Raw genomic sequence first — 24,873 nt, forward strand, 5'->3', positions numbered from 1 at the left:
CTCCGTCCAGTCTCCGGCGGCCCGCTCAACGGCCTCTTGAAGCGCACTCTCCTCCGGCTCGGCCGGGCCGGGCCGTCCCGCAGGGCGGCCGTCGGGGCAGCCGTCGGGGCGGTCACCGCCGGTTCTCCCCGGGGATCAGCCGGTCCAGGTGCGCCAGTTCGGCGCGCAGCGCCAGCTCCAGCTCGCTCAGCGGCTGGTCCGGGACCAGTTGCTCCGGGTGGCCGGGCGGCGGCGGCAGCAGGGTGATCGGAGGCTGCAGCGGCGGGTGCGGCGGCCACGGCGCGTCCCGGTCGGCGCCGCGCAGCCGGGCTTCCTCCCGGCACAGCTCCAGGTAGAACTGCACCCCGCTGTGGGCGTGCATCCCGCCGAACAGCGCCAGCGCCCGGACCACCCGGCGGACCAACGCTCCCAGTACCTGCCATGCCGGTGTCCTCGGTCCGGCCATGTCCACCACCTCCTCCGTGTCCGGTGCCTGCCGGAGGGGAGGATGGGCCAGCGCGCCCGAGCGCGGCTCGAACCCGGCTCGACCCCCGCCCCGGGCGCGGCTCGGGGCGGGGTCGGAACCGGGTGGGAGCCGGGTGGGAGCGGGGTGGCGGCGGAGCAGGGACCGGCTCGGGCCGGGGCGGAGCCGACGGGGCGTCAGACCGCCCCGGCCACCAGGCCGTCCACCGGCCCGCCCGCCGGCCCGTCCTCGAACAGGCGCAGCCGGTGGGCCAGCGCGGCGGCCTCGCCGCGGCCGCCGACCGAGAGCTTGGCCAGGATGTTCGAGACGTGCACGCTGGCGGTCTTCGGCGAGATGAACAGTTGCTCGGCGATCTGCCGGTTGCTGCGGCCGAGGGTGAGCTGCCGCAGCACGTCCCGCTCGCGCGGGGTGAGGCCGAGGCCGTCGCCGCCGGGGCGGTCGGCGCCGTCCGTGCGGGCCAGGCCGAGCCGTTCGGCGAGCAGTTCGGCCTCCTGACGGGTCGGCAGGTCGCCGCGGCCGCGGGCGAGTCCGGCGGCCTCGCGGAGCATCGCGGCGGCCTCCTCGCGCTCGCCGGCGGCGGCGTGCTCCTCGGCGGCCCGCAGCAGGGCGGCGGCCAGCGGGCCGGGCAGCGCGGCGGCCCGGAGTTCGGCGACGGCGGCCGCCCAGTGCGCGGCGGCGGGGCGCCCGGCGGCGCGGGCGAGGTGGCCGGCGGTGAGCGCGGCCCGGCCGCGGTCGAGGGCGCAGCGCGGGACCAGCCCGTCGGCGGCGGCGGCGATCCGGGCGAGCGCGGCGGCGCCCTCGGGGGTGCGCGGGTGCTGGTCGGCCTCGACGGCGGCGGCGTCCGCGAGCAGGGCCAGCAGGTGGCGGTCCTGCCCGTCGGCGGCGACGGTGTCAAGGGCTTCGGCGAGCCGGGCGCGAGCCCGGTCGGGGCGGCCGAGGCGGGCGGCGAGGCGGATGCCGAGGGCGGCGGTGGGCAGCGCGTGCTGGGGCTGCCCGCCGTCGCCGCCGCTGGCGAGGGCGGCCGTCCAGTGCGCCTCGGCGCGGGCGGTGTCGCCGTGCAGCAGGGCGAGTTCGCCGCACAGCCGGTGCATGAACTCGCCGTGGGTGTCGGACTCCGGCCGGTCCTCCCACTCGGCGAGGACGGCGGCGGCCTCGGCGGTGCGGCCGGCGGCGAGCAGCGCCTCGGCGAGGTTGCCGGTGAGGATCGGGCCGGTGTTGAGCAGCAGGCCGCCGCGGCGGGCGGCGTCCAGGCCCTCGCGGGCGGCGGCCACCGCCTCCTCGGCGCGGCCGTGCGCGAGCAGCAGGCTGGAGAGGTTGTTCAGGCCGCGGGTGTACACGTCGTCGTGGCCGAGCGGGCGGGCCCGCTCCACGGCGGCGGCGAGCAGTTCGATGGCGCGGTCGCCGTCGCCGAAGTCGCCGAGCAGCCCGGCGAGGGTGATCTCGGCGTGCACCTCGACGGCGGGCGCGTCGACCTGCCGGGCGATGCAGACGGCCCGTTCGGCGGTGGCGACGACCTGCGGGCCGGGCTGCCGGAGCATGCCGTGCGCGGCGTCCAGGGCGAGCGCCTCGGCCTGCACCACGGACGGGCCGAGGCCCTGCACCAGGCGGTGGGCGTACTGGATCTCCTCGATCGCGCCGCTGCGCTTGAGGTGGCCGAGCATCCGGGCGCGCTGGAGCCGGAACCAGGCGGCCCGGGCGGGGTTGGCGGTCTCGTCGACCAGGGCGAGGGCGCGGCGGGCCAGCGACTGGCCGCGGTCGCGGTCCCCGGCGCGGCGGGCGGCGACCACGGCCTCGGCGAGCACGTCGACCAGCCGGAGCCGGTCGCAGGCGTCGTGGCCGTCCTCGTCGCAGGCGCACGGCGGGTAGGTGTCGGCCCAGTCGTAGGGGCGCAGGGTGGTGGCGAGGGTCTCCTCGGAGACGGTGTCCCAGAGTTCGAGGGCCCGTTCCAGCATCTTCAGCTGCTCGGCGAAGGCGTTGCGGCGGCGGGCGGCGCGGGCCGCGTCGAGCGCGGTGGGCAGCGCCCGGGCGGGGTGGTGCGCGTGGTACCAGTAGTCGGCGAGCCGGGCGGGGCGCAGTTCGGCGCCGACCAGCTCCGGGTCCTCCTCCAGGACGGTGGCGTAGCGCCGGTTGATCCGGTGCCGCTCGCCGGGCAGCAGGTCGTCGGAGACCGCCTCGCGGACCAGCGCGTGCCGGAACCGGTAGCCCTCGCCGTCGGTGTCGGGCCGCAGGATGTTGGCGCCGACGGCGGTGCGCAGCGCGCCGATCAGCGCGTCCTCGCCGGGGACGGCGCCGCTGCCGACGGCGACCGCGGCGAGCAGGCCGTGCTCGATCCGGGAGCCGCCCTCGGCGGCCAGTCTGACGACCCGTTGGGTCTCCTCGGGCAGCGCCTCGACCCGGACCAGCAGGATGTCGCGGAGCGTCTCGCTGAGGCCGGCCAGGCAGCCGTCCTGGTGCGCGGCGGCGAGTTCCTCGACGAAGAACGGGTTGCCCTCGGAGCGGCGGTGGATGCGGTCGACCAAGTCCCGCGGCGGGGTGGCGGTGCCGAGGATGCCGGCCAGCTGGGCCGCCACCTCGGGGCGGTCCAGCCGTTCCAGCTCCAACCGCTGCACGGTGCGCAGCCGCTCCAGTTCGGCCAGGAACGGGCGCAGCGGGTGCCGGCGGTGCAGGTCGTCGGTGCGGTAGGTGGCGACCACCAGCACCCGGGAGCCGTGCAGGGTGCGGATCAGGTAGGCCATCAGTTCCCGGGTGGAGCGGTCCGACCAGTGCAGGTCCTCGACCACCAGGACCAGCGTCCGGTCCGCGGCCAGCCGCTCGAACAGCCGGGCGGTGTGCTCGAACAGCCGGGCCCGGCCGTACTCGTCGTTGGCGGCGCCGTCGGCCTCGCCGAACTCCGGGAGCAGGCGGGCGAGATGGCCCTCCAGGCCGGCCGCGGCCCGCTCCAGTTCGGGCCCGAGCCGCCGGTGCAGGCGGCGCAGCGCCCCGGCCAGCGGGCCGTACGGCAGGCCCTCGGCGCCGAGCTCCAGACACGCGCCGAGGGCGGTGACCGCACCGCCCTCGTCCGCCCGCTGCAGGAACTCCTCGATCAGCCGGGTCTTCCCGACCCCCGCCTCGCCGCCGACCAGCACGGCGTGCGGCTCCCCCGCGGCCGCACGCCGCAGCGCGGCGTCCAGGGCGCCGGTCTCCCGGCCTCGTCCGACGAACACCGGGCTGACCGTTGACTGCTCCATGCCCGTGAGCATGCCACAGACCTCGAACACGGCCGAACGGTTATCCCGGTGCCCGTCGCCCCTGCTGTCCCGCACCAGGTCCGGCCCGACCGGGCCGGACCCGCCGGTCATCAGGCACAGCCGGCGGCGGCGCCCGCGCGGGCACCCCCGGCCCGGGTCCCGGCGGTGCGCGCCCCGGCCTCCCGGCGTGCCGAGCGGGTCAGCCGGCCGAGCAGCCCGCGCTCCCCGCCGCCGGTGCGCCGGACCTCCCGGGCCTCCCGGACCAGTCGGGCGGTGGCGGCCGCCCCGTGCAGCTCGCGCTCGCGGCTCTTGAACATCTCGTACTCGTACATCTCGGTTCCCCTCGTTGGCGTCTGCGTCCAGCATCCGCCCCCAGCGGGGTCCGTCACATCGGGCGCCTTCCCCATCTTCCGCACCGTCAGGAACCCGCCCGGGGGCGGCCGATGGGGAGAAAAGGCAGGTGCCCGCCCCCTGCCGGGGACGGGCACCGTACGCCTGGGCCTAAGGCCCCTCCTCAGACACGCCGGAAGGGCCTTACCCGCTGCCTGCTACGCCAGCTTCGCCAGGCTGTGCCGACTGGTCCTTACGCGGCAAGCCGCTGCAGGATCAGGTCCTTGACCTTCGCCGCGTCGGCCTGGCCGCGGGTGGTCTTCATCACCGCGCCGACCAGCGCGCCGACCGCCTGCACCTTGCCGTCGCGGATCTTCGCGGCGACGTCCGGGTTGTCGGCGATCGCCTGATCGACGGCCGCGCCGAGCGCGGAGTCGTCGGAGACCACGGCGAGGCCGCGCTTCTCGACCACCTCGTCCGGCTCGCCCTCGCCCGCGAGGACGCCCTCGATGACCTGGCGGGCCAGCTTGTCGTTCAGCTTGCCCTCGGCGACCAGCGCGCACACCCGGGCCACCTGGGCCGGGGTGATCGGCTGCTCGGACAGCTCGGTGCCGGTCTCGTTGGCGCGCCGCGCCAGCTCGCCCATCCACCACTTGCGGGCCTGGTCGGCGGGGGCGCCGGCCGCGATGGTCTCCGAAATGGGCTCCACCGCACCGGCGTTGAGCACCGACTGCATGTCCTTGTCGGACAGCTCCCACTCGGCCTGCAGCCGGGCCCGGCGGACCCGGGGCAGCTCCGGCAGCCCGGCCCGCAGCTCCTCGACCCACTCCCGGGCCGGGGCGACCGGCACCAGGTCGGGCTCCGGGAAGTACCGGTAGTCCTCGGCGTTGTCCTTGATCCGGCCGGCCGTGGTGGAGCCGTCCTCCTCGTGGAAGTGCCGGGTCTCCTGGACGATCGCCCCGCCGTCGGCCAGGACGGTGGCGTGCCGCTGGATCTCGAACCGGGCGGCCCGCTCCACGCTGCGCAGCGAGTTGACGTTCTTGGTCTCGCTGCGGGTGCCGAAGGTCTCGGTGCCGTTGGGGCGCAGCGACAGGTTGACGTCGCAGCGCATCTGGCCCTTGTCCATCCGGGCCTCGGAGACACCGAGCGCCTTGATCAACTCGCGCAGTTCGGCGACGTACGCCTTCGCCACCTCGGGGGCCCGGTGGCCCGCACCCTCGATCGGCTTGGTGACGATCTCGATCAGCGGGATGCCGGCCCGGTTGTAGTCCAGCAGCGAGTACTCCGCGCCGTGGATGCGCCCGGTGGCGCCGCCGACGTGCGTCGACTTCCCGGTGTCCTCCTCCATGTGGGCGCGCTCGATCTCCACCCGGAAGACCTCGCCGTCCTCCAGCTGCACGTCGAGGTAGCCGTTGAAGGCGATCGGCTCGTCGTACTGGCTGGTCTGGAAGTTCTTCGGCATGTCCGGGTAGAAGTAGTTCTTCCGCGCGAACCGGCACCACTCGGCGATCTCGCAGTTCAGCGCGAGACCGATCCGGATCGCCGACTCCACCCCGACCGCGTTGACCACCGGCAGCGACCCGGGCAGCCCCAGACACGTCGGACAGGTCTGCGAGTTCGGCTCCGCACCCAGCTCGGTCGAGCAGCCGCAGAACATCTTGGTCTTGGTACCCAGCTCGACGTGGACCTCAAGGCCCATCACCGGGTCGTACGAGGCCAGTGCGTCGTCATAGGACACCAGGGTCATGGTGCTCACAGGAATCCCTTCAATTTCAATGCGTGTTCGGTGTCCGCGAGCCATCGCTGGTACGACGGCAGCCGTCCGAGAATACGAAGATCGATGAGTTGTGCCAGTTGTTCCATGCTGTCGTCCAGCACCCCGGCGTGGCCCTTGCCGACGATCGCCTGCCAGACCCGCTTCGCGCAGGCAGGGTGGTCGGGGCGGTTGTGCGCCTTCTCCACTTCCTCCGGATGCCGATACGGGTAGGCCGTGAGGTCCGCCCCCGCGACTGCGGCGGCGATCGCCTTCCGGTCGGCGAGCATCCACGACTCGGTCATCCGGACGGGAACCAACGCCACTGGCTCGGCCGCCTTCATCCCCTGCACCCGCTGCCGGATCGTGTCCACCATGTTCTCGGCTTTCGAGCTCTCCTTCTCGTCACTGTGCAGGAAGAGCAAGCCGATCCTCAAGTCCAGCGCCATTGCCGTCGCTGCCTCGACCGCTCCCCGATCGGTGATCCGTACGGACGAGACCTCGCACGACTGCACGTACACCCTTCCGGAGGGGCTGGCCACCAACAGCTCTTCCACCTGCCGGGTGATCAGCGTCCGCAGAAACGGCTCGTCGCTCACCCCTTCCGCCATCAGCCCGAGAGACAGCCACCGACTCACGTCGTCCCCTGTCCGAGGCTGTTCAGCAGCCGTTCGACCGCCTGCGGCGACTTGAAAGTGCCAGGTGCACTGTCCGGGGTCGGTGCCAGCAGCGGAAGGGGCACCGTGATCCGGGAGATCGTGCCGCGTTCCGGGTCCACGTGGCTGACCTGCTCCATGAACACCACACTCCCGGACAGATCGTTCCGCATGGCGGTCAGCACCGCGGGGGAATGCGTGGTGATCAGCAGTTGACCCTCCCCGCGTCCGAGTCGGCGCACCAGTCTGACGACCTGCGACAGGTGCATCCCGTTCTCGATCTCCTCCACGGCCAGCGTGCTTGTCCGTTTCGGATCCCAGTAGGCCGCCAACAGGGCGAGCACTCGCAGCGTGCCGTCCGAAAGCAGCGCGGGCGAGGCCCACCCGGTGTGTTGGAACTCCACCTCGAAGTCGAACTCGCCGCGGGGGAGCATCACTGTGCTGCGAATCCCCCGTGCTCCCGGAACCAATGCGGCCAGGTCGGCCACCAAACGGATGAGTCGATCGGGGGCGGTCTCTTCGATCCGGCGGATCACCACGGCGATGTTGCTGCCGCTCGGTTCGAGCGGCCCATCGGCGTTGGGGCTTCCGTACTGCCGCAGTTCCTCGGGGTCAAGGACGTACGGCTGCCAACCAACGCACTCGGCGTACACCTTGGCCGCTATCTCCGACTCGGGCGAAGAGTCGGACACACCGTCCAGGTAGTCACTCCCGAGTCGACGGACGGCTGCCAGAGCGATCCTGTAACCGGCCTTACCCTCTGCTGCGGATACCTGGACCCAACTACCGTTGCGATCCAGAACAGCGCCGTGCCCACTGTCCCGAAGCAGGCGCAAACGCAACTCGACGGAGACCGGCTGCTCCGCCATCGGAACATCCATTCCAACCACGATCGTGAGCTCGTCCCGCTGCTGCCCCGCTGCTGCCCCGCTCCGGTGGAACAGGTTGCGCGCAGCCAGCCGCTGGTCGTCCGCAAGAGTCTCCTTGAGCCCCTTGCGGACGACGCCGGCGACCAGCCGCAGCGCGTCGAACAGGTTGGACTTGCCGGCCCCGTTGACGCCGAGAAGAACCGTCACCGGACGCACATCGAGCTCGAAGCCGACGAACGACTTGAAGCCGTCGATGCGGATCTGCGTGATCATTTCTTCTTCCCGACCTCTCCGAGACCCGCGCCGCTAGCCGAGCAGGACGTCGTCGTCGCCGAGACGCTTGAGCTCGCGGACGAGGAGCGCGGTGCCGGTGATCAGGGCGGCGGCGCCGACCACGGCGTTGATCAGCTTGAGGGTGTCGTTGTCGGCGCGGGCGCCGCGGATGTCCTTGGCGATGGAGATGGCGCCGAAGGCGCTGGTGCCGATGGACAGCCAGAGACCGGGCTTCGAGTGCTTCCAGCCCTTGGCCTTCTCGATCCTGCTCATAGTGCCGGTGCCTCCTCCAGCAGGGTGTGACCCCACTTGTCGTTGAGCGCGGCCTCGACGGCGCCGCCCACGCGGTAGAGGCGGTCGTCCGCCATCGCGGGGGCGATGATCTGCAGGCCGACCGGGAGATTGTCCTCCGGGGCGAGCCCGCAGGGCAGCGACATGGCCGCGTTGCCGGCGAGGTTCGAGGGAATGGTGCACAGATCGGCGAGGTACATCGCCATCGGGTCGTCTGCCCGCTCGCCGATCGGGAATGCCGTGGTCGGGGTGGTCGGGGAGACCAGCACGTCCACGCCCGCGAAGGCGGCGTCGAAGTCCCGGGAGATCAGGGTGCGGACCTTCTGGGCCGAGCCGTAGTAGGCGTCGTAGTAGCCCGAGGAGAGCGCGTAGGTGCCGAGGATGATGCGGCGCTTGACCTCGTCGCCGAAGCCGGCCTCGCGGGTGAGCGCGGTGACCTGCTCGGCGGAGCGCTTGCCGTCGTCGCCGACCCGCAGGCCGTAGCGCATCGCGTCGAACCGGGCCAGGTTCGAGGAGCACTCGGACGGGGCGATCAGGTAGTACGCGGGCAGCGCCAGCGTGAACGACGGGCAGGACACCTCGACGACCTCGGCGCCCAGCTCGCGGAGCAGCTCCACGGCCTCGTTGAAGCGCTGCATCACGCCGGCCTGGTAGCCCTCGCCGGCGAACTCCTTGACCACGCCGATCCGCATGCCGCGCACGTCGCGCAGCTTCGCGGCGGCGACCACGGCCGGGACGGGCGCGTCGATCGAGGTGGAGTCGAGCGGGTCGTGCCCGGCGATCGCCTCGTGCAGCAGCGCCGCGTCCAGCACGGTGCGGGCGCACGGGCCGCCCTGGTCGAGCGAGGAGGAGAAGGCGATCAGGCCGTAGCGGGACACCGCGCCGTAGGTGGGCTTGACGCCGACGGTGCCGGTGACGGCGCCGGGCTGGCGGATCGAGCCGCCGGTGTCGGTGCCGATGGCGAGCGGCGCCTCGAAGGCGGCCAGCGCGGCCGCCGAGCCGCCGCCGGAGCCGCCGGGGATCCGGGTCAGGTCCCACGGGTTGCCGGTCGGGCCGTAGGCGGAGTTCTCGGTGGAGGAGCCCATCGCGAACTCGTCCATGTTGGTCTTGCCGAGGATGACCACGCCCGCGTCCTTCAGACGCCGCGTCAGGGTGGCGTCGTAGGGCGGGATCCAGCCCTCCAGCATCTTCGAGCCGCAGGTGGTCGGGATGCCCTGGGTGGTGAAGACGTCCTTCAGCGCGAGCGGGACACCGGCCAGCGGGCCCAGCTCGGCGCCGGCCGCGCGCTGCTCGTCGACGGCCCGGGCCGCGGCCAGCGCGCCCTCGGCGTCCACGTGCAGGAAGGCGTTGACCTTCTTGTCGACGGCGTCGATCCGGTCCAGGTGGGCCTGGGCGACCTCGACGGCGGAGACCTGGCCGCCGGCGATCGCGGCGGCCGTCTCGGCCGCCGTGTACTTGATCAGTTCGGTCATCTCGGTCAGTCCTCCCCGAGGATCTGCGGCACGCGGAAACGCTGGTCCTCGCTCGCCGGGGCGCCGGACAGCGCCTGCTCCGGGGTCAGCGACGGTCGCACCTCGTCCGCGCGCATCACGTTGGTGAGCGGGAGCGGGTGCGAGGTCGGCGGGACGTCCTGCCCCGCGACCTCGGAAACGCGGGCGACCGCGCCGATGATCACGTCGAGCTGCTCGGCGAAGTGGTCCAACTCCTCCGCCTGCAACTCCAGACGCGACAGCCGGGCGAGGTGGGCGACCTCCTCGCGCGTGATGCCAGGCATGCAGCGATCCTCAAGGGTGAGTTCTGGGGGCCGGGCGCCTGCCACTGGCCGCACCCGTCCTTTCGGTCAGGAAGCCCATCCTATGGGCAGAAGGGGTGCGTCCCGGGGCGCGGGGAACCGCGCACGCGCGGCGGGGCCCGCCCGAGGACGGCACCACCCCCTCGAACGGGCCCCGCGACGCACCCGCCTACCGGGGCAGCGACTCCACCGGCGAGGCGCCGGTGCGCCGCACCAGCAGCCACGCGGTGGCCTGGTCGGCCGGGAGCGCCGCCGACACCAGCCAGCCCTGGACGGCGTCCACCCCCATGTCGTGCAGGCGCTCCCAGGTCTCGTCGTCCTCGACGCCCTCGGCGACCACGGTCAGCCCGAGCGAGTGCGCGAGCTCCACCGAGCAGCGGACCACCGCCGCGTCGTGGTCGTCGGCGACCATCCGGGACACGAAGGACCGGTCGATCTTGAGCTCGCCGACCGGCAGGCTGCGCAGCCGCACCAGCGAGGAGTGCCCGGTGCCGAAGTCGTCCAGCGACATCCGGACGCCGTAGCGCCGCAGCTCGGCGAGGGTGTCGGCGGCGCGTCGGCTGTCGTCGAGCAGCAGCCGCTCGGTGATCTCCAATTGGAGCGCCTCCGGCGGGACCTGGTGCCGGGTCAGGTGTCCGGCGACCCGGGCCGCGAAACCCGGGCTGAGGACGTCGCGGGGCGAGACGTTGACGGCGACCGGCACCATCAGGCCCTGGTGGCGCCAGCGGGCGATCTGCCCGACGGCGCTCTCCAGCACGTAGTCGGTGAGCCGGGGCATCAGCCCGGAGGACTCGGCGAGGCTGATGAACTCGTCGGGCGGCACCCGGCCCTGGCCGGGGCGGTCCCAGCGGACCAGCGCCTCCAGCCCGACCACGCTGCCGTCGAAGGCCACCTTGGGCTGGTAGTGCAGCTGCACCTCGTTCATCTCGATGGCCCGCCGCAGGTCACCGAGCAGGCCGATCCGGTACGGGGTGTCGAGGTCGCGGGACTCGTCGTAGCGCTCGACGCCGCTGCGGCTGTGCTGGGCGTGGCCCATCGCCACGTCGGCGCGGCGCAGCAGCGACTCGGCGTCCTGGGCGTGCGTCGGGTAGACGCAGACCCCGGCACTGGCCTCCAGGACCAGCAGCAGTCCGTCGAGCCGGATCGGGGCGGCGAGTTCGGCGATCAGCGCCTTGGCGACCCGCTCCAGCACCTCGGGGCTGCCGACGCCGGGCAGCAGGACGGCGAACTCGTCGCCGCCCATCCGGGCCACCACCGGGCGCTCGCCGCGGCGGACCGGCGGGGGCAGCGCGGAGCCCTCCTCGCCCTCCCGGGCGGGGCCGGCCCCGGAGCGCAGCGCGCGGTGCAGGCGGCGGGCGATGTGCACCAGCAGGCGGTCGCCCGCGGTGTGGCCCAGGGCGTCGTTGAGGGAGCGGAAGCGGTCCAGGTCGAGCAGGACCAGCCCGACGCTGTAGCCGGGCTCCGCCTCGTGCTTGGCGAGGGCCTCCTGGGTGGCGATCAGCAGGGCCTGCCGGTTCGGCAGGTCGGTCAGCGGGTCGGTGAGCTGGTCCCGGGCCCGGTCCCGGGCGATCCGCCAGGCGGCGACGAGCACGGCCAGGGGAACCGCGAACAGCGGGAGCAGTTCGGGTTCGTAGCGGTACACCAGGACGGCCAGCGGAATGAGCGGCGCGGCCCCGGCCAGCAACACGCCGAGCAGCAGGACCGCACCTGCCACCCCCTGCGGCGGGCGTGTGGGCGCGCCGCCGGTCGTACGATCCATAAGCCCAGTCCTCCGTCGGGCCCGCCCCCGCAGGGCCGCCTCACGGTGAGGCACCCCTCTCCTCAGGGGTACCGGTGGACGTCAGACGAGGGCGTGTCCCCGGGGCTCCGGCGGCGAAACCGTTGCCACACACTCCTTGCTGACAGTTCGTAGCGCCCAGGGTAAGCCGGGGCGCCCCGCAGGGGCGCACTTTCCGGTCACCTCCGAGCGCGACGTCGTATCCGCGCGCTGCTCAGTGACACAATGCCCGATTTCGCTCTCGAACACCCGACTGACGCGGCATCAGGACGATAACGACCCGTCAGGAAACCTGCTCCTCCTGCCCTTCCCCCGCCTTTTCCGGCGTTTCCGGCGTTTCCGGCGCAACGGCCGCGGGCTCGGCGGCCGCCTCGACCGGCTCGGCGGCCGGCTCCAGGCCGAGGTGGGCCCGGGCGGCGTCGGCCCCCTGGTCGAGCAGCACGGCGAAGCCCGCGTCGTCCAGCACCGGGAGGCCGAGCTGCACCGCCTTGTCGTACTTCGACCCGGGGTTGTCGCCGACCACCACGAAGTGCGTCTTCTTCGAGACCGAGCCGGTGACCTTGGCGCCGCGCGAGGTCAGCGCCTCCTTGGCGCCGTCCCGGGTGTGCCCGGCGAGGGTGCCGGTGACCACCACGGTCAGGCCCTCCAGCGGGCGCTCGCCCGGCTCCTCGCCGCCCTGCTCGACGAAGGCCACCCCGGCGGCCCGCCACCGCTCCAGGATCTCCCGGTGCCAGTCCTCCGCGTACCACTCCTTGACGGCCCGGGCGATGGTCGGCCCGATGCCCTCGACGGCGGCCAGCTCGGCCTCGTCGGCGGCGAAGACCCGGTCCAGGTCGCGGAACTCCCGGGCCAGCGCCTGGGCGGCGACCGGGCCGACGTGCCGGATCGACAGGCCGTTCAGGAAGCGCCACAGCGGGCGGTCCTTGACCTTCTCCAGGTTCTCCAGCAGCACCCCGGTGTTCTTCTTCGCCAGGCCCGCGTTGTTGGCGAAGAAGAACACCTCCTTCTCCTCGCCGGTCTCGTCGTCCAGCTTGGGCATGCCGGTCTTCTGGTCGCGCACCAGCACCTTGATCGGCAGCAGCTGCTCCTCGGTCAGGCCGAAGATGTCGCCCTCGGTGCGGACCGGCGGCTCGGTCGGCGCCAGCGGCTGGGTGAGCGCGGTGGCGGCGACGTAGCCGAGGCCCTCGACGTCCAGGCACTGACGGCCGCAGAGGAAGGCGATCCGCTCGCGGATCTGGGCCGGGCAGTACCGGGCGTTCGAGCAGCGCAGGTCGATGTCGCCCTCGGACATCGGGCGCAGCGGGCTGCCGCACTCGGGGCAGTCGGCGGGCATCACGAACTCCCGCTCGGTGCCGTCCCGCAGGTCGTAGACCGGGCCGAGGATCTCCGGGATCACGTCGCCGGCCTTGCGCAGCACGACGGTGTCGCCGATCAGCACGTCCTTGGCCTTGACGATCTGCTGGTTGTGCAGGGTGGCGTACTGCACCATCGAGCCGGCCACCTTCACCGGCTCGGCCAGCATCGCGTACGGGGTGGCCCGGCCGGTCCGGCCGATGCCGATCTTGATGTCGGCGAGCTTGCCGGTGACCTCCTCCGGCGGGTACTTCCAGGCGATCGCCCAGCGCGGCGACTTGGAGGTGGAGCCGAGCCGGCCCTGCAGGGCGATCTCGTCGACCTTGACCACCACGCCGTCGATCTCGTGCTCGACGGAGTGCCGCTGCTCGCCGAAGTGCGCGATGAACGCCCGGACCTCGTCCAGCGTCCCGACCACCTTGTTGTGCCGGGCGGTGGGCAGGCCCCAGCCGTGCAGCAGCTCGTAGGCGTGCGACTGGCAGTCGATGTCGAAGCCCGTCCGGGCACCGATGCCGTGCACCACCATCCGCAGCCCGCGGGCCTTGGTGACCAGCGGGTCCTTCTGGCGCAACGAGCCGGCCGCGGCGTTGCGCGGGTTCATGTACAGCTTGCCCATCGCCAGCAGCCGCTTGCCGGCCGCGGCGCGCTCCACGTTCTCCAGCCGGCGGCGCTCGTTCTCCTCGGCGATGGCGCCGTTCAGCGCGTCGAAGGCCGCGTCGGAGAGGTAGACCTCGCCGCGGACCTCCACCAGCTCCGGCAGGTCCTCGCCGTGCAGCCGGTGCGGGACGCCCGCGATGGTGCGGACGTTGGCGGTGATGTCGTCGCCGACCGTGCCGGTGCCGCGGGTGGCGGCCAGCACCAGCTCGCCGCGCTCGTACGTCAGGTTGACGGCCAGGCCGTCGACCTTCAGCTCGCACAGGTAGTGGTAGTCGATGCCGGCCAGCTCCTCGGCGACCCGCTCGGCCCAGGCGGCCAGCTCCTCCTCGTCCATCGCGTTGTCGAGGCTGAGCAGCCGCTCGCGGTGCACCACGGGGGCGAACTGCTCGCTGGTGCCGCCGCCGACCTGCTGGCTCGGCGAGTCGGGCGTGCGCAGCGCCGGGTGCTCGGCCTCCAGCGCCTCCAACTCCCGCATCAGGGCGTCGAACTCGCCGTCGCTGATGACCGGGGCGTCCTGGTCGTAGTACCGGGCCCGGTGCTCCTGGATCTCGGTCGCCAGCTCGGCGTGCCGCGTCCGCACCTCCGCCGGGATCTCCGCCCAGCCCTCCACAGCCGCCACCGCGCCGTCCTCCTCGCTCGTCACTCCGGGTTGTCCACCAGGCTCCGGGCGGCCCGCACCGCCGCGGCCAGCGCCCGCCGCGCGTACGCCGGGGAGGCCCCCGCCAATCCGCACGTCGGTGTCACCACCACGCGGCGGCCGAGCAGTTCGGGGGCCAGCCCCAGCCTGCGCCACAGCGTCCTGACACCCTGGACACTACCGGCCGGGTCGGACACCGTTTTTGATTCGGCGGGTGTCGCGTCGGTGGACGGCAGCACTCCGGCGAGCAGCAGCGTGCCGCCCTCGACCGCCTCGCCCAGGTCGTCGTCGTGACGCTCCGTCAGCAGCGAGAAGTCCAGCGAGATCCCGGCCGCACCGGCCCGGCGCAGCAGCGGGATCGGCACCCCGGGCGCGCAACTGTGCACCAGGACGGGCGCGTCGAGGCTGCCGATCACCTCCCGCAGCGTCTGCTCGGCGCGTTGGCGGTCGATCGCGCGCAGCCGCTGGAAGCCGCTGGCGGTCTTCACCGACCCGGCGAGCACGGCGGGCAGCAGCGGTTCGTCCAGCTGCAGCACCACGGTGGCGCCGGGGACCCGGCGGCGGACGTCGGCGAGGTGGCGGCGCAGGCCCTCGGTGAGCGAGCCCGCGACGTCCCGGCAGGCGCCGGGGTCGCTGAGCGCCTTCTCGCCGTGCTTGAGCTCGATCGACCCGGCCAGCGTCCACGGCCCGACGGCCTGCACCTTGAGCAGGCCGGTGTAGCCCTGGGTGTACTCCTCCAGGGCGTCCAGGTCCTCGCCGAGCCAGGAGGCGGCCCGTTTGGTGTCCCGGCCGGGGCGGTCGGTGAACCGCCAGCCGCTCGGCTCGGTCTGCACGAACAGCTCGGTCAGCAGCCCGGCGCCGCGGCCGATCATGTCCGCCCCGGGGCCGCGCCCCGGCAGCTCGGGCAGGTGCGGCAGCTGCTCCAGTTCGGCCGTCACCCCCCGGGCCATCTCCCGTACATCCCCACCGGGCATCGACCCCACCCCGGTCGCCGCCCCGGCCAGCTCCGCGAAAACGTCCGCCCCGGTCACAGGCTCGGTCCCAGGCTCACTCACAGGCTCAGTCACAGGGAGAGGGTACGCACCCGGCGGGCCCGCGCCCTCATCCGGCGAGTTCGGCCAGCAGCAGCCCGGCCGCCCGGGCCGGGTCGCCGGCGGCGCGCTCCAGCAGGTCGGCGGCGCTGTACCCGTCCTCGTCCGCCCCCGGCACGGTCACCCGCAGGCAGTGCACCGAGTCGTGACGCGGCGCGTGCAGCGCGGCGCCGAGGCCGGGGCGCCGCCGCTCCAGCTCCAGGACGAGCGCCCAGGCGTCGTCCTCGGTGCGGGCCCGCCGGGCGGGGTCGCAGGCGGCGACGGCCTCTTCCGTCCCGGCGTCGTCGCCGTGCGCCCGCAGGGCGGGGAGCAGCGCGGGGTCGCCGAGGATCTCGGCGGCCTCCAGCAGGTGGGTGCCGGGCCCGTCGGCGGCCAGCAGCCGGGCGACCAGCTCCACCGCCCCGGGGGCGTGCCGCCGGGCCAGGCAGCGCGCGGCCTCCTGCCGGACCTCGGCGTCCTCGTCGGCGGCGCACCGCCACAGCGCCGCCCGGACGGCGGGCGTGTCGTGGTCGAGCTGGCAGCCCAGTGAGAAGACCGCCCAGTTGCGGACGTCGGCGTCCTCGTCCCCGGTGAGCCGGATCAGGGTCCGCACGTGCTCCCCGTCGGGCCGCCCGCCGTGGTCGAAGCCGAGCGCGACGGCGACGTGGAAGCGCAGGTCGGCGTCCTCGTGCCGGGCGAGCCGCAGCAGGGCGGGCAGGACCCGCGGGTCCTGCGTCCGGCCCAGGCCGGTCGCCAGGGAGCCCAGCACAGCGGCCTCGGTCTCCGTCCGCGCCAGCGCCGTCAGCGCCTCGGCCACCGGGCCGCGCACGGGCGCGTGCAGGTCGGCCGCACCGGACAGCAGGTCGCAGCCCACCTCGCGCTCCAGCGGGTCGGCGGAGGTCAGCAGCGCCGTGCCGACCCGCAGCGCGGCCGCTCCGCCGTCCGCCCGGACCGCCTCGTCGAGGAGCCCCCAGTAGCTGTGCTCGTCCTGGTCCGCCCCCGTGCGCCGGGCCCGTCGCGCCGCCGTCGTCAGGCGCTCCGCCGTGTTGTCGTCCATGGGCGGCATTCTGGCCCGGCGGGGCGGCCGTCCGGTACGGGTTTTCGCCCGCCGTCCGGTACGGGTGCTCGCCCGCCGCCCGCTACCGCCCGGGGCGGACGGTGATCTCGGTGATCTCGGCGTCCCGCGGCAGGTCCAGCGCGGTGAGGATCGCGGTGGCCACCGACTCGGGGGCGATCCAGCGCTCCGGGTCGTACTCCTGGCCCTCCTGCCGGTGCACCTCCTCCTGCATCGGCGTGGCCGTCCGCCCCGGGTACACGGTGGTGACCCGGACGCCGTTGCCGTGCTCCTCCTGCCGGAGCGCGTCCGCCAGCGCCCGCAGCGCGAACTTGCTGGCCGCGTACGAGCCCCAGGTCGGGTGGGCGTGCAGCCCGGCGCCGGAGTTGACGAACACCACGTGGCCGCGGGCCAGCCGCAGCGAGGGCAGCAGCAGACGGGTGATCTCGGCGGGCGCGACGGTGTTGACGTTGAGCTGGTGCTGCCACGCCTTGACGGGGGTGTCGCCGATCCCGCCCAGCTCCACCACCCCGGCGACGTGCAGCAGCGAGTCCAGTTCGACCGGCAGCGCCTGGTGCCCGAACGCCCAGGACAGCTTGGCCGGGTCGTCCAGGTCCCCGACCAGCGTCCGCGCGGCGGGGTACCGCTCGCGCAGCTGGGCGGCCCGGCGCGCGTCCCGGGCCAGCAGCCACAGCTCCTCGCCGCGCTCGGTGAGCCGGTCGGCGACGACCGAGCCGATGCCGGAGCCGGCCCCGGTGATCAGGTGGACACCCATGACTGTCTCCTCAGTTCCGGTCGGCGGTCAGCCGGGCGAACACCTCGGCGGGGGTCCGCGCGAAGGACACCAGCTCGGCGAGCGGGCGCGGCAGGAAGCCCTCCGCGTCCATCCGCTCCAACTGGAGCCGCAGCCCCGCGTAGAAGCCGTCGGTGTCCAGCAGCACCACCGGCTTGTCGTGCATGCCGTGCTTCTTCAGCTCCAGCACCTCGGTGACCTCGTCCAGCGTCCCCAGCCCGCCGGCCAGCACCACCAGCGCGTCCCCGTGCGCCAGCAGCTCGGCCTTCCGCGCCGCCAGGTCCGGCGTCATCACCAGCACGTCCGCGCCCTTGTAGACCTTGTGCTGCAGGAACTCCACCGAGATCCCGACCAGCCGCCCCCCGGCCGCCTTCACCCCGTCCGCCAGCTGCCCCATCAACCCGGCCCGGGACCCGCCCCACACCAGCGTGTGCCCGCCCTCCCCCAGCAGCCGGGCGAACTCCGCCGCCGGAACGGTGTACTTCCTGTCGAGCCGATGCGCGGAACAGAAGACAGTGATGTTCATAGTGCCCCCAGTCCTACCACCCCCCGCCGCGCCCGGGTCAACCCGATAACCGGTCCGCCCCCGGACTACTGGACGGCGACGGCCCGTTCGGTGCTCGCGATGGTCGCGGAGCCGACCACCCGGGTGCCGTCGTACAGCACCACGGCCTGGCCGGGGGCGATGCCGCGGGCGGGGGTGTCGAGGCGGACGTGCAGTTGGTCGTCCGTCAGGGTGGCGGTGACCGGGACCTCGTCGCCGTGGGCCCGGAGCTGGGCGGTGTAGCGGCCCTCGCCGGCGGCGGGGGTGCCGCACCAGCGGGGGCGGATCGCGGTGAGGGCGTGCACGTCGAGGCCCTCGACCGGGCCGACGGTGACGGTGTTGTTCACCGGGGAGATGTCGAGGACGTAGCGGGGCTTGCCGTCGGCGGCGGGGCGGCCGAGCCGCAGGCCCTTGCGCTGGCCGATGGTGAAGCCGTACGCGCCGTCGTGCTCGCCGAGCTTGGTGCCGTCGGTGTCGAGGATGTCGCCGGTGGCGGTGCCGAGGCGCTCGGCCAGGAAGCCCTGGGTGTCGCCGTCGGTGATGAAGCAGATGTCGTGGCTGTCGGGCTTCTTGGCGACGGCCAGGCCGCGCCGCTCGGCCTCTTCGCGGATGACGTCCTTGGTGGTGTCGCCGAGCGGGAACAGCGAGTGCGCGAGCTGCTCGGCGTCGAGCACGCCGAGCACGTAGGACTGGTCCTTGGCGGCGTCGACGGCGCGGTGCAGCTCGCGAGTGCCGTCGGGCCGGTCGGCGATCCGGGCGTAGTGGCCGGTGCAGACGGCGTCGAAGCCGAGCGCGATCGCCTTGTCCAGCAGCGCGGCGAACTTGATCTTCTCGTTGCAGCGCAGGCACGGGTTGGGGGTGCGCCCGGCGGCGTACTCGGCGACGAAGTCGTCGATGACGTCCTCGCGGAAGCGCTCGGCCAAGTCCCAGACGTAGAACGGGATGCCGATCACGTCGGCGGCGCGGCGGGCGTCCCGGGAGTCCTCCAGGGTGCAGCAGCCGCGGGCGCCGGTGCGGAAGGACTGCGGGTTGCTGGCGAGCGCCAGGTGGACGCCCGTCACCTCGTGGCCCGCCTCGACGGCCCGGGCGGCGGCGACGGCGGAGTCGACGCCGCCGGACATCGCGGCGAGCACGCGCAGACGGCCGGTGGACGGGGTGGTCGGGGCGCCGGGGAAGTCAGTCATAAGGCTTCCAGCGTAACGGGGCCCGGCCCCGGCCCCGCAGCCGATCCGCCCGGCCCCGCCCCCGCCCCCGCAGCCACCCGGTCACTCCCCCGCTCCGCCGCTCCCCCGCCGCCCGAGCCGATCCGCCCGGCCGCTTCCCGCCCTCCCTCCGCCACTGCCCTACCACCCCCGCCCCCGCCGGCCCCTCCGCCGATCAGCCTCGCCCTCACCGCGCCCTGCGCCGATCTCCCACCCCCGTCCTCGCCACTCCGTCCCCACCGCTCCCCCATCCCCATCCCCGCCCCCGCCCGGCCGCTCAGCCGTGCACCAGGACGGGCGGCCCGGCCCCGTCGGCGGCGGTCGCGGCCCCGGCGGGGCGCTGCCGGGGCAGGGCGAGGGCCAGCAGCAGGGCGGTGAGCAGCAGCGCCGCCCCGGTGCCGAAGGCCAGCCGGTAGCCGGTGACCCCGGGGCCGCCGGCCAGCGCGGTGAGGACGGCGACGCCGAGCGCCGCGCCGACCTGCTGGGTGGTGTTGAGCAGGCCGGAGAGCAGCCCGGCGTCCTCGGGCCGGGCGTCGGCCAGGCCGAGCGCGGTGAGCGCGGTCGCGGCGAGCCCGAACCCGGCGGCGCTCAGCAGGGTGGGCAGCACGTCGCGGGCGTAGTCCAGGTGCCCGGCGGGGAGCCGGACCAGCAGGGCGATGCCGACGGTGAGCAGGGCCAGGCCGAGCAGCAGGGTGCGGCGCTCGCCGAACCGGGCGATGGCGCGGGCGGCGAGCAGCAGCGAGACGGCGGCGATGACCAGGGCGGCGGGCAGCATGGCCAGGCCGGTGGCGAGCGCGCTGTAGTGCTGGACGTTCTGCAGGTACAGGGCGAGCAGCACCTGGAACCCGAACAGGGCGGCCAGCATGAGCAGTTGGACGGCGTTGGCGAGGGCGGTGGTGCGCCGGGCGAGCACCCGCAGCGGCAGCAGCGGGGTGGCGGCGCGGGCCTGCCGGAGCACGAAGCCGGCCAGCAGCAGGAGCGCGGCGGCGCCGGTGGCGAGGGTGCGGGCGGCGGCCCAGCCGGCCGGGCCGCCCTCGACGATGGCGTAGACGCCGAGCATCAGTCCGCCGGTGACCAGGACGGCGCCGGGGGCGTCGGCGCCCGCCCGGAGGCCGGGGCCGCGGTCGTCGGCGAGCAGGCGGCGGCCGGCGAGCAGGGCGGCGGCGCCGATCGGCAGGTTGATGAAGAAGATCCAGTGCCAGCCGAGCCCTGCGGTGAGGACGCCGCCGAGCACCTGGCCGAGCGAGGCGCCGGCCGCGCCGGTGAAGCCGACGGCGCCGAACGCCCTGGCCCGTTCGGCGGGGTCGGGGAAGAGCGCGACCACCATGCCGAGGCCGACGGCCGAGGCCATCGCCCCGCCGGCGCCCTGCAGGAAGCGGGCGGCGACCAGCGTCCCGGCGCCGGTGGCGAGGCCGCACAGCACGGAGGCGGCGGTGAAGCCGGCGATCCCGGCGAGGTAGACCCGGCGGCGGCCGAGCAGGTCGCCGAGCCGGCCGGCGAGCAGCAGCAGGCCGGCGAAGGCGATCACGTAGGCATCCACCACCCAGGCCAGTCCGGCCGGGCCGATCCGCAGGTCGGCCTGGATGGCGGGCAGCGCGACGGTGGTGATCGAGCCGTCCAGGATCACCATCAGCATCCCGGCGCACACCACCGCGAGGGCCGACCAGCGGGCACGTGACGGGTTTTCGGACATGGGTCCCTCCCTCCCGGGGTGCACGGGCGTGCGCCCCCGACAAGAGAGACCGTAGCAGATGGTTTTGTAGTAGACGATTTACCAGCGGACGGTCAGCCCTGCCGGGACCGCCGCGGCCGGCGCACCACGCCGCCCTCGCCGACCACCGGGAACTCCGCCGCCCGCTGCAGCCGGTCCAGCGCGTCCACGAACACCTGCCGCTCCCCCGCCGACAGCTCGCCCAGCGCCTCCCCGTGCACCCGGTCGACGATCACCTCACCGCGCCGGACCAGCTCCGCGCCGGCGGGGGTGACCCGGATGACCTTCACCCGCCGGTCGGTCGCGGACGGGTGGCGCTCGGCCAGGCCGTCCCGCTCCAGCTCGTCGGCGGTCACCACCATGGTGGTCTTGTCCAGGCCCGCGATGGCGGCCAGCTGCGACTGGGTGCGCTCGGCCTCCAGGGCGTGCAGCAGCACGCAGTGCTTGCGCGGGGAGCTGTCGATCTCGGCCAGGGCCAGCGACAGCCGGGTGTTCATCGCGTGCGCGGCCTGGACCAGCATCCCGGTGAGGTCGCGGACGGTGCGCTCGGGCAGGGGTGCGTTCATGACCCCAGAGTACGACCGGAAGCAGAAGGTTCCGCCGCAGAGGAAATCGGGCCTCAGCGCGCCGCGCGCACCAGCCCGGCCCGGCGGGCCCGCTCGACCGCGCCGGGCAGCGCGGCGGCCAGCGCCGCCACGTCGGCGGCGGTGGAGGTGTGCCCGAGCGAGAACCGCAGCGAGGCGCGGGCCAGTTCGGGGGCCACGCCCATCGCCAGCAGCACGTGGCTGGGCTGCGGGACGCCCGCCGAGCAGGCCGAGCCGGTGGAGCACTCGACGCCGGCCGCGTCCAGCAGCATCAGCAGTGCGTCGCCCTCGCAGCCGGGGAAGGAGAAGTGCGCGTTGGCGGGCAGCCGCCCGTCCGCGCCGGGGTCGCCGTTCAGCACCGCGTCGGGCGCGGCCGCGCGGACCACCGCCAGCAGTTCGTCGCGCAGCGCGCCGACCGCGGCGGCGTGCCCGGGCTGCCGCCGGACGGCGAGGTCGGCGGCCACCGCGAACCCGGCGGCGCCGGGCACGTCCAGCGTCCCGGAGCGGACGTCGCGCTCCTGGCCGCCGCCGTGCAGCAGCGGGACGGGCGCGGCGGACCGGGCCAGCAGCAGCGCGCCGACGCCGTAGGGGCCGCCGACCTTGTGGCCGGTGACGGTGAGCGCGGTCAGCCCGGAGTCGGCGAAGGAGACCGGGACCTGGCCCAGCGCCTGCACCGCGTCGGAGTGCATGGGGATGCCGAACTCGGCCGCCACGGCGGCGAGTTCGCGGATCGGCTGGAGGGTGCCGACCTCGTTGTTGGCCCACATCACGGTGACCAGCGCGACGCTCTCCGGGGACCGCCCGATCGCCTCCCGGAGTACCTCGGGGTGCACCCGGCCGAGCCCGTCGACCGGCAGGTACTCGACCTCGGCGCCCTCGTGCTCGGCCAGCCAGTGCACCGCGTCCAGCACCGCGTGGTGCTCGACGGGGCTGCTCAGCACCCGCCGCCGGACCGGGTCGGCGTCCCGCCGGGACCAGTACAGGCCCTTCACGGCGAGGTTGTCGGACTCGGTGCCGCCGCCGGTGAGCACGATCTCGCTGGGGCGGGCGCCCAGCGACTCGCCCAGCGACTCGCGGGCCTCCTCGACCGTCCGGCGGGCCCGCCGCCCGGCGGCGTGCAGCGAGGAGGCGTTGCCGACCGTGCCGAACCGCGCCGTCATCGCGGCGATCGCCTCGGGCAGCATCGGGGTGGTGGCGGCGTGATCGAGGTAAGCCATAGCGGGACCAGTGTAGGCGGCCGAAGAGTCACGATTTGGCCATTGCACCCTCTGCAACGCGCCGTTAGCCTTCCGGCCACGCCGATGTGAGAGGAGAGGGGCCGTGTCCCAGACGGTCGACCGCGCGCTGACCATCCTGGCCTCGCTCGGCGAGGGCCCCGCGTCGCTGGAGCAGGCCGCCGCCCGGATCGGTGTGCACAAGTCCACCGCGCTGCGGCTGCTGCGCACCCTGCAGGAGCACGGCTTCGTGCACCGGCAGTCCGACCAGCGCTACCGGCTCGGCGGGCGGCTGTTCTCGCTGGCCCACCAGGCGCTGGAGGGCATCGACATCCGGCAGGTCGCCGCCCCGTACCTGGCGGTGCTGAACGAGCGCTACGGGCACACCGTCCACCTGTCGGTGCTGGAGGGCGACGAGGTGCTGTACCTCGACAAGGTCGAGGCCAAGTACCCGGACCGGGACCGCAGCTGGCTGGGCGAGGCCAGCCGGATCGGCAAGCGCGCCCCGGCGGTGGCGACCGCGGCGGGCAAGGTGCTGCTGGCGGACCTGCCGGCCGAGCGGCTGGCGGCGTTCCTGGCCGAGGCCGAGTTCCCGGCCCGCACCCCGCAGTCGATCCGCGACCCGGAGGCGTTCCGGGTCGAGCTGGCCGAGGTGCGCCGGCTGGGCTGGGCGGTGGACCAGGCCGAGTACCAGGAGGCGGTGAACTGCATCGCCGCGCCGATCGCCGGGACGGAGGGCACCGCGATCGCGGCCTGCTCGATCTCCGCCCCGGTCCGGGTCGCCTCGGTGACCGAGCTCAGCAAGCTGCTGCCGGAGCTGCTCTGCACGGTCGAGGCGATCTCGCTGGCGTACGGCGGCTCCCCTACTCCTCGCTGGTGCGAGAACCGTTGCGGTGCCAAGCACGAGGTGCGCGCCAGCCGTACTTGAGCGCCAGCATCCGCAGGGTGAAGGCGACGGCGGCGGCCAGCCCGGCGGTCAGCGGGGTGAGCCGGCCGGCGCCGATCAGCACCGCGACGATCGCCGAGCCGACCAGCGCGGGCACCGCGTAGATCTCCCGGTCCCAGCGCAGCAGCGAGGGCGGCTCCATCGCCAGCAGGTCGCGAACCACGCCGCCGCCGGCGGCGGTGAGCATGCCGCAGGCCACCGAGGCGACCGCGCCGAGGCCGTGGTCGTGCGCCTTGATGGTGCCGGTGACGCAGAACAGTCCGAGGCCGGCCGCGTCCAGCACCATCACGGCCCGGGTGATCCGCTCCACCTCGGGGTGCAGGAAGAACACCACCACGCCGGCCACCAGCGGGGTCGGGAAGTAGCCGGCGTTGGTGAACGCCGCCACCGGCAGCGCGCCGATCACCAGGTCGCGCAGCACGCCGCCGCCGAGCGCGGTGGCCTCGGCCAGCACGCAGATGCCGAAGATGTCCATGTTCTTGCGGACGGCCATCAGGCCGCCGGAGAGCGCGAAGACGAAGATGCCCACCAGGTCGAGGACCTGCTGGACGTTGTGCGGGAAGATCTCGGATGTCACCCGGACAGTGTCCATGTCGCCGCCCCGCGGCCCGCCCCCGGGCCGTCAGGCGAAGGACTCGCGCGGCGCCGGTCCGCCCAGCGCGTTCCGCCGGGCCGGCATCCGCAGGGTCGTCATCCGCCGCCAGCCGCCCGCCCGTTCGTAGCCGTACACGGCGTGGATGCCGGCCGCCAGCACCGCCGACTTCGCCCGCGGCCAGCGCAGCAGCTCGCCCAGGTGCGCCATCACGGCGAGGCTGACGTCCCGGTAGGTGCGGATCTCGGCCCGGGCGGTGGACTGCAGGGTGTCCAGGATCGCCCGGCCGTGGCCGCGGTGGGCGAGCCGCAGCAGCTCCTCGTGGCAGAACGCCAGGTGGTTGTCCTCGTCGTGGGAGATCATCCGGACCGCCCGGCCCAGGTCGGGGTGGTCGCCGAAGATCTTCTTGAGCATCAGCATCTGCTCGGCGGCGCGCTGTTCGGTGACCCGGCTGTGCGCCAGGTAGGTGATCACGTCCCGCTCGGTCAGCGGCTCGTCGCGGCGCAGCCGGGAGTGCGCGAGGCCGATGCCCTGCCGCTCCAGGATCATCGTGTAGTCGGTGTCGCCGGGGACGTCCCGCTCGGTCAGGCCGCGCTTGTGCAGCAGCGCCTTGAAGATCCGGCCGTGCTTGTCCTCGTCGGCGCCGTGCCGGGCGACCTTGGGGGCCAGCTCCGGGTCGGGCACCAGCCGGGCGATCCGGCCGTTCTCCCAGCTGCCCTGGTCCTCGCCCTTGGCGGCGATCGAGCAGAACAGCCGGAACGCCTGGTCGTCGTCGTGGATCTCCTGGAACAGACTGCGGGCCGACAGCATGGTGACCTACCCTCGCGCGGGAGCCGGGATCTTCCGCTCCAGTCAAGGCACCCCGACTCCCCCGGGCAACAGCTCGGCCGGACGGCTGCGCCGGACGAAGGACGCCCGTACCGGACGAAGGACGCCCGTGCCGCACCCGGGCTAGGTTCTGTCCGTGCGATCATGAGCGGAGCCAGATAACCAGGGCGGCGGCCGTGACGGTGCCGAGGAAGACGTACACGCGCTTGTCGTACCTGGTCGCGACGGCACGGAAGTTCTTCAACTTGTTGATCGCG

General features: G+C 74.1%; 21 protein-coding genes and 2 pseudogenes. 1 reads left to right on the forward strand and 22 read right to left on the reverse strand.

The genetic code is table 11. The features are described from left to right. Window positions 1-112: 112 nt before the first annotated feature. From ACIOHG_RS23410 to ACIOHG_RS23500, 19 genes and pseudogenes are all read right to left on the reverse strand, one after another. The gene (locus tag ACIOHG_RS23410) at window positions 113-445 is read right to left on the reverse strand and encodes a DUF6059 family protein (protein WP_400953529.1); all 333 of its coding nucleotides are present in this window, start codon (window positions 443-445) and stop codon (window positions 113-115) included. A 194-nt stretch (window positions 446-639) separates the two neighbouring features. After that, entirely contained in the window at window positions 640-3,690 is a 3,051-nt protein-coding gene (locus tag ACIOHG_RS23415) for an AAA family ATPase (protein WP_400953530.1), read from the reverse strand. Window positions 3,691-3,800: 110 nt separating this feature from the next. Then, the gene (locus ACIOHG_RS23420) at window positions 3,801-4,022 is read right to left on the reverse strand and encodes a hypothetical protein (RefSeq protein ID WP_400953531.1); all 222 of its coding nucleotides are present in this window, start codon (window positions 4,020-4,022) and stop codon (window positions 3,801-3,803) included. 251 nt (window positions 4,023-4,273) lie between these two features. After that, on the reverse strand, window positions 4,274-5,767 hold the full coding sequence (gene gatB / locus ACIOHG_RS23425) for an Asp-tRNA(Asn)/Glu-tRNA(Gln) amidotransferase subunit GatB (RefSeq protein WP_400953555.1): 1,494 nt from the start codon (window positions 5,765-5,767) through the stop codon (window positions 4,274-4,276). 5 nt (window positions 5,768-5,772) lie between these two features. Next, complete coding sequence (locus ACIOHG_RS23430; RefSeq protein ID WP_400953532.1) at window positions 5,773-6,372, reverse strand: hypothetical protein; 600 nt, start codon at window positions 6,370-6,372, stop codon at window positions 5,773-5,775. 35 nt (window positions 6,373-6,407) lie between these two features. Then, a complete protein-coding gene (locus ACIOHG_RS23435; RefSeq protein WP_400953533.1) occupies window positions 6,408-7,571 on the reverse strand; it encodes an AAA family ATPase in 1,164 nt (387 codons plus the stop codon). 33 nt (window positions 7,572-7,604) lie between these two features. Further along, complete coding sequence (locus ACIOHG_RS23440) at window positions 7,605-7,844, reverse strand: hypothetical protein (RefSeq protein ID WP_400953534.1); 240 nt, start codon at window positions 7,842-7,844, stop codon at window positions 7,605-7,607. Further along, the gene (gatA, locus tag ACIOHG_RS23445) at window positions 7,841-9,334 is read right to left on the reverse strand and encodes an Asp-tRNA(Asn)/Glu-tRNA(Gln) amidotransferase subunit GatA (RefSeq protein WP_400953535.1); all 1,494 of its coding nucleotides are present in this window, start codon (window positions 9,332-9,334) and stop codon (window positions 7,841-7,843) included. The genes ACIOHG_RS23440 and gatA overlap by 4 nt, the downstream gene beginning before the upstream one ends. A 5-nt stretch (window positions 9,335-9,339) precedes the next feature. Further along, on the reverse strand, window positions 9,340-9,636 hold the full coding sequence (gene gatC, locus ACIOHG_RS23450) for an Asp-tRNA(Asn)/Glu-tRNA(Gln) amidotransferase subunit GatC (protein ID WP_014138188.1): 297 nt from the start codon (window positions 9,634-9,636) through the stop codon (window positions 9,340-9,342). Window positions 9,637-9,862: 226 nt separating this feature from the next. Then, a pseudogene (locus ACIOHG_RS23455) lies at window positions 9,863-11,350 on the reverse strand (putative bifunctional diguanylate cyclase/phosphodiesterase); the annotation flags it as partial. Window positions 11,351-11,714: 364 nt separating this feature from the next. Next, window positions 11,715-14,060: an NAD-dependent DNA ligase LigA gene (gene ligA / locus ACIOHG_RS23460; protein ID WP_400953556.1), complete on the reverse strand. Its 2,346-nt coding sequence runs from the start codon at window positions 14,058-14,060 to the stop codon at window positions 11,715-11,717. 20 nt (window positions 14,061-14,080) lie between these two features. Continuing rightward, window positions 14,081-15,052 carry a methionine synthase gene (locus tag ACIOHG_RS23465; RefSeq protein ID WP_400953536.1) on the reverse strand — a complete coding sequence of 324 codons (972 nt, stop codon included), beginning with the start codon at window positions 15,050-15,052 and terminating at the stop codon, window positions 14,081-14,083. 127 nt (window positions 15,053-15,179) lie between these two features. Then, window positions 15,180-16,205, reverse strand: a complete 1,026-nt coding sequence (locus ACIOHG_RS23470; protein ID WP_400953537.1) for a HEAT repeat domain-containing protein — start codon at window positions 16,203-16,205, stop codon at window positions 15,180-15,182. Window positions 16,206-16,287: 82 nt separating this feature from the next. Then, entirely contained in the window at window positions 16,288-16,977 is a 690-nt protein-coding gene (locus tag ACIOHG_RS23475) for an SDR family oxidoreductase (protein ID WP_400953538.1), read from the reverse strand. 10 nt (window positions 16,978-16,987) lie between these two features. Next, a complete protein-coding gene (locus tag ACIOHG_RS23480) occupies window positions 16,988-17,521 on the reverse strand; it encodes a TIGR00730 family Rossman fold protein (RefSeq protein WP_400953539.1) in 534 nt (177 codons plus the stop codon). Window positions 17,522-17,586: 65 nt separating this feature from the next. Then, window positions 17,587-18,723 (reverse strand): tRNA 2-thiouridine(34) synthase MnmA, encoded by a 1,137-nt coding sequence (mnmA, locus tag ACIOHG_RS23485; RefSeq protein ID WP_400953540.1) that lies wholly within the window; start codon window positions 18,721-18,723, stop codon window positions 17,587-17,589. Window positions 18,724-19,018: 295 nt separating this feature from the next. After that, window positions 19,019-20,434, reverse strand: a complete 1,416-nt coding sequence (locus tag ACIOHG_RS23490) for an MFS transporter (RefSeq protein ID WP_400953541.1) — start codon at window positions 20,432-20,434, stop codon at window positions 19,019-19,021. Window positions 20,435-20,526: 92 nt separating this feature from the next. Continuing rightward, a complete protein-coding gene (locus tag ACIOHG_RS23495) occupies window positions 20,527-21,018 on the reverse strand; it encodes a MarR family winged helix-turn-helix transcriptional regulator (RefSeq protein ID WP_400953542.1) in 492 nt (163 codons plus the stop codon). Window positions 21,019-21,071: 53 nt separating this feature from the next. Beyond that, a complete protein-coding gene (locus tag ACIOHG_RS23500; RefSeq protein WP_400953543.1) occupies window positions 21,072-22,253 on the reverse strand; it encodes a cysteine desulfurase family protein in 1,182 nt (393 codons plus the stop codon). Between the two features lie 103 nt (window positions 22,254-22,356). Here ACIOHG_RS23500 and ACIOHG_RS23505 point away from each other — a divergent pair, with 103 nt between their 5' ends. Next, window positions 22,357-23,178: an IclR family transcriptional regulator gene (locus tag ACIOHG_RS23505; protein ID WP_400953544.1), complete on the forward strand. Its 822-nt coding sequence runs from the start codon at window positions 22,357-22,359 to the stop codon at window positions 23,176-23,178. Here ACIOHG_RS23505 and ACIOHG_RS23510 read toward each other — a convergent pair. The 3 genes and pseudogenes from ACIOHG_RS23510 to ACIOHG_RS23520 all read right to left on the reverse strand — a co-directional run. Further along, a complete protein-coding gene (locus ACIOHG_RS23510; protein ID WP_400953545.1) occupies window positions 23,114-23,788 on the reverse strand; it encodes a trimeric intracellular cation channel family protein in 675 nt (224 codons plus the stop codon). The two genes, ACIOHG_RS23505 and ACIOHG_RS23510, sit on opposite strands and share 65 nt — an antisense overlap. A 30-nt stretch (window positions 23,789-23,818) precedes the next feature. Next, the gene (locus ACIOHG_RS23515; protein ID WP_400953546.1) at window positions 23,819-24,598 is read right to left on the reverse strand and encodes a ferritin-like domain-containing protein; all 780 of its coding nucleotides are present in this window, start codon (window positions 24,596-24,598) and stop codon (window positions 23,819-23,821) included. A gap of 160 nt (window positions 24,599-24,758) precedes the next feature. Next, window positions 24,759-24,873, reverse strand: a pseudogene (locus tag ACIOHG_RS23520) (IS5/IS1182 family transposase); the annotation flags it as partial.

Origin of the sequence: Kitasatospora sp. NPDC088134 (genome assembly GCF_044741705.1) — a bacterium.
Taxonomy (GTDB): domain Bacteria; phylum Actinomycetota; class Actinomycetes; order Streptomycetales; family Streptomycetaceae; genus Kitasatospora.

Excerpts from the sequence above, each read along its gene's own strand:
- ACIOHG_RS23410 (WP_400953529.1), bottom strand. The coding sequence starts at position 445 with ATGGCCGGACCGAGGACACCGGCATGGCAGGTACTGGGAGCGTTGGTC.
- ACIOHG_RS23415 (WP_400953530.1), bottom strand. The coding sequence starts at position 3,690 with ATGGAGCAGTCAACGGTCAGCCCGGTGTTCGTCGGACGAGGCCGGGAG.
- ACIOHG_RS23420 (WP_400953531.1), bottom strand. The coding sequence starts at position 4,022 with ATGTACGAGTACGAGATGTTCAAGAGCCGCGAGCGCGAGCTGCACGGG.
- gatB (WP_400953555.1), bottom strand. The coding sequence starts at position 5,767 with ATGACCCTGGTGTCCTATGACGACGCACTGGCCTCGTACGACCCGGTG.
- ACIOHG_RS23435 (WP_400953533.1), bottom strand. The coding sequence starts at position 7,571 with ATGATCACGCAGATCCGCATCGACGGCTTCAAGTCGTTCGTCGGCTTC.
- ACIOHG_RS23440 (WP_400953534.1), bottom strand. The coding sequence starts at position 7,844 with ATGAGCAGGATCGAGAAGGCCAAGGGCTGGAAGCACTCGAAGCCCGGT.
- gatA (WP_400953535.1), bottom strand. The coding sequence starts at position 9,334 with ATGACCGAACTGATCAAGTACACGGCGGCCGAGACGGCCGCCGCGATC.
- gatC (WP_014138188.1), bottom strand. The coding sequence starts at position 9,636 with ATGCCTGGCATCACGCGCGAGGAGGTCGCCCACCTCGCCCGGCTGTCG.
- ACIOHG_RS23465 (WP_400953536.1), bottom strand. The coding sequence starts at position 15,052 with ATGCCCGGTGGGGATGTACGGGAGATGGCCCGGGGGGTGACGGCCGAA.
- ACIOHG_RS23470 (WP_400953537.1), bottom strand. The coding sequence starts at position 16,205 with ATGGACGACAACACGGCGGAGCGCCTGACGACGGCGGCGCGACGGGCC.
- ACIOHG_RS23475 (WP_400953538.1), bottom strand. The coding sequence starts at position 16,977 with ATGGGTGTCCACCTGATCACCGGGGCCGGCTCCGGCATCGGCTCGGTC.
- ACIOHG_RS23480 (WP_400953539.1), bottom strand. The coding sequence starts at position 17,521 with ATGAACATCACTGTCTTCTGTTCCGCGCATCGGCTCGACAGGAAGTAC.
- mnmA (WP_400953540.1), bottom strand. The coding sequence starts at position 18,723 with ATGACTGACTTCCCCGGCGCCCCGACCACCCCGTCCACCGGCCGTCTG.
- ACIOHG_RS23490 (WP_400953541.1), bottom strand. The coding sequence starts at position 20,434 with ATGTCCGAAAACCCGTCACGTGCCCGCTGGTCGGCCCTCGCGGTGGTG.
- ACIOHG_RS23495 (WP_400953542.1), bottom strand. The coding sequence starts at position 21,018 with ATGAACGCACCCCTGCCCGAGCGCACCGTCCGCGACCTCACCGGGATG.
- ACIOHG_RS23500 (WP_400953543.1), bottom strand. The coding sequence starts at position 22,253 with ATGGCTTACCTCGATCACGCCGCCACCACCCCGATGCTGCCCGAGGCG.
- ACIOHG_RS23510 (WP_400953545.1), bottom strand. The coding sequence starts at position 23,788 with ATGGACACTGTCCGGGTGACATCCGAGATCTTCCCGCACAACGTCCAG.
- ACIOHG_RS23515 (WP_400953546.1), bottom strand. The coding sequence starts at position 24,598 with ATGCTGTCGGCCCGCAGTCTGTTCCAGGAGATCCACGACGACGACCAG.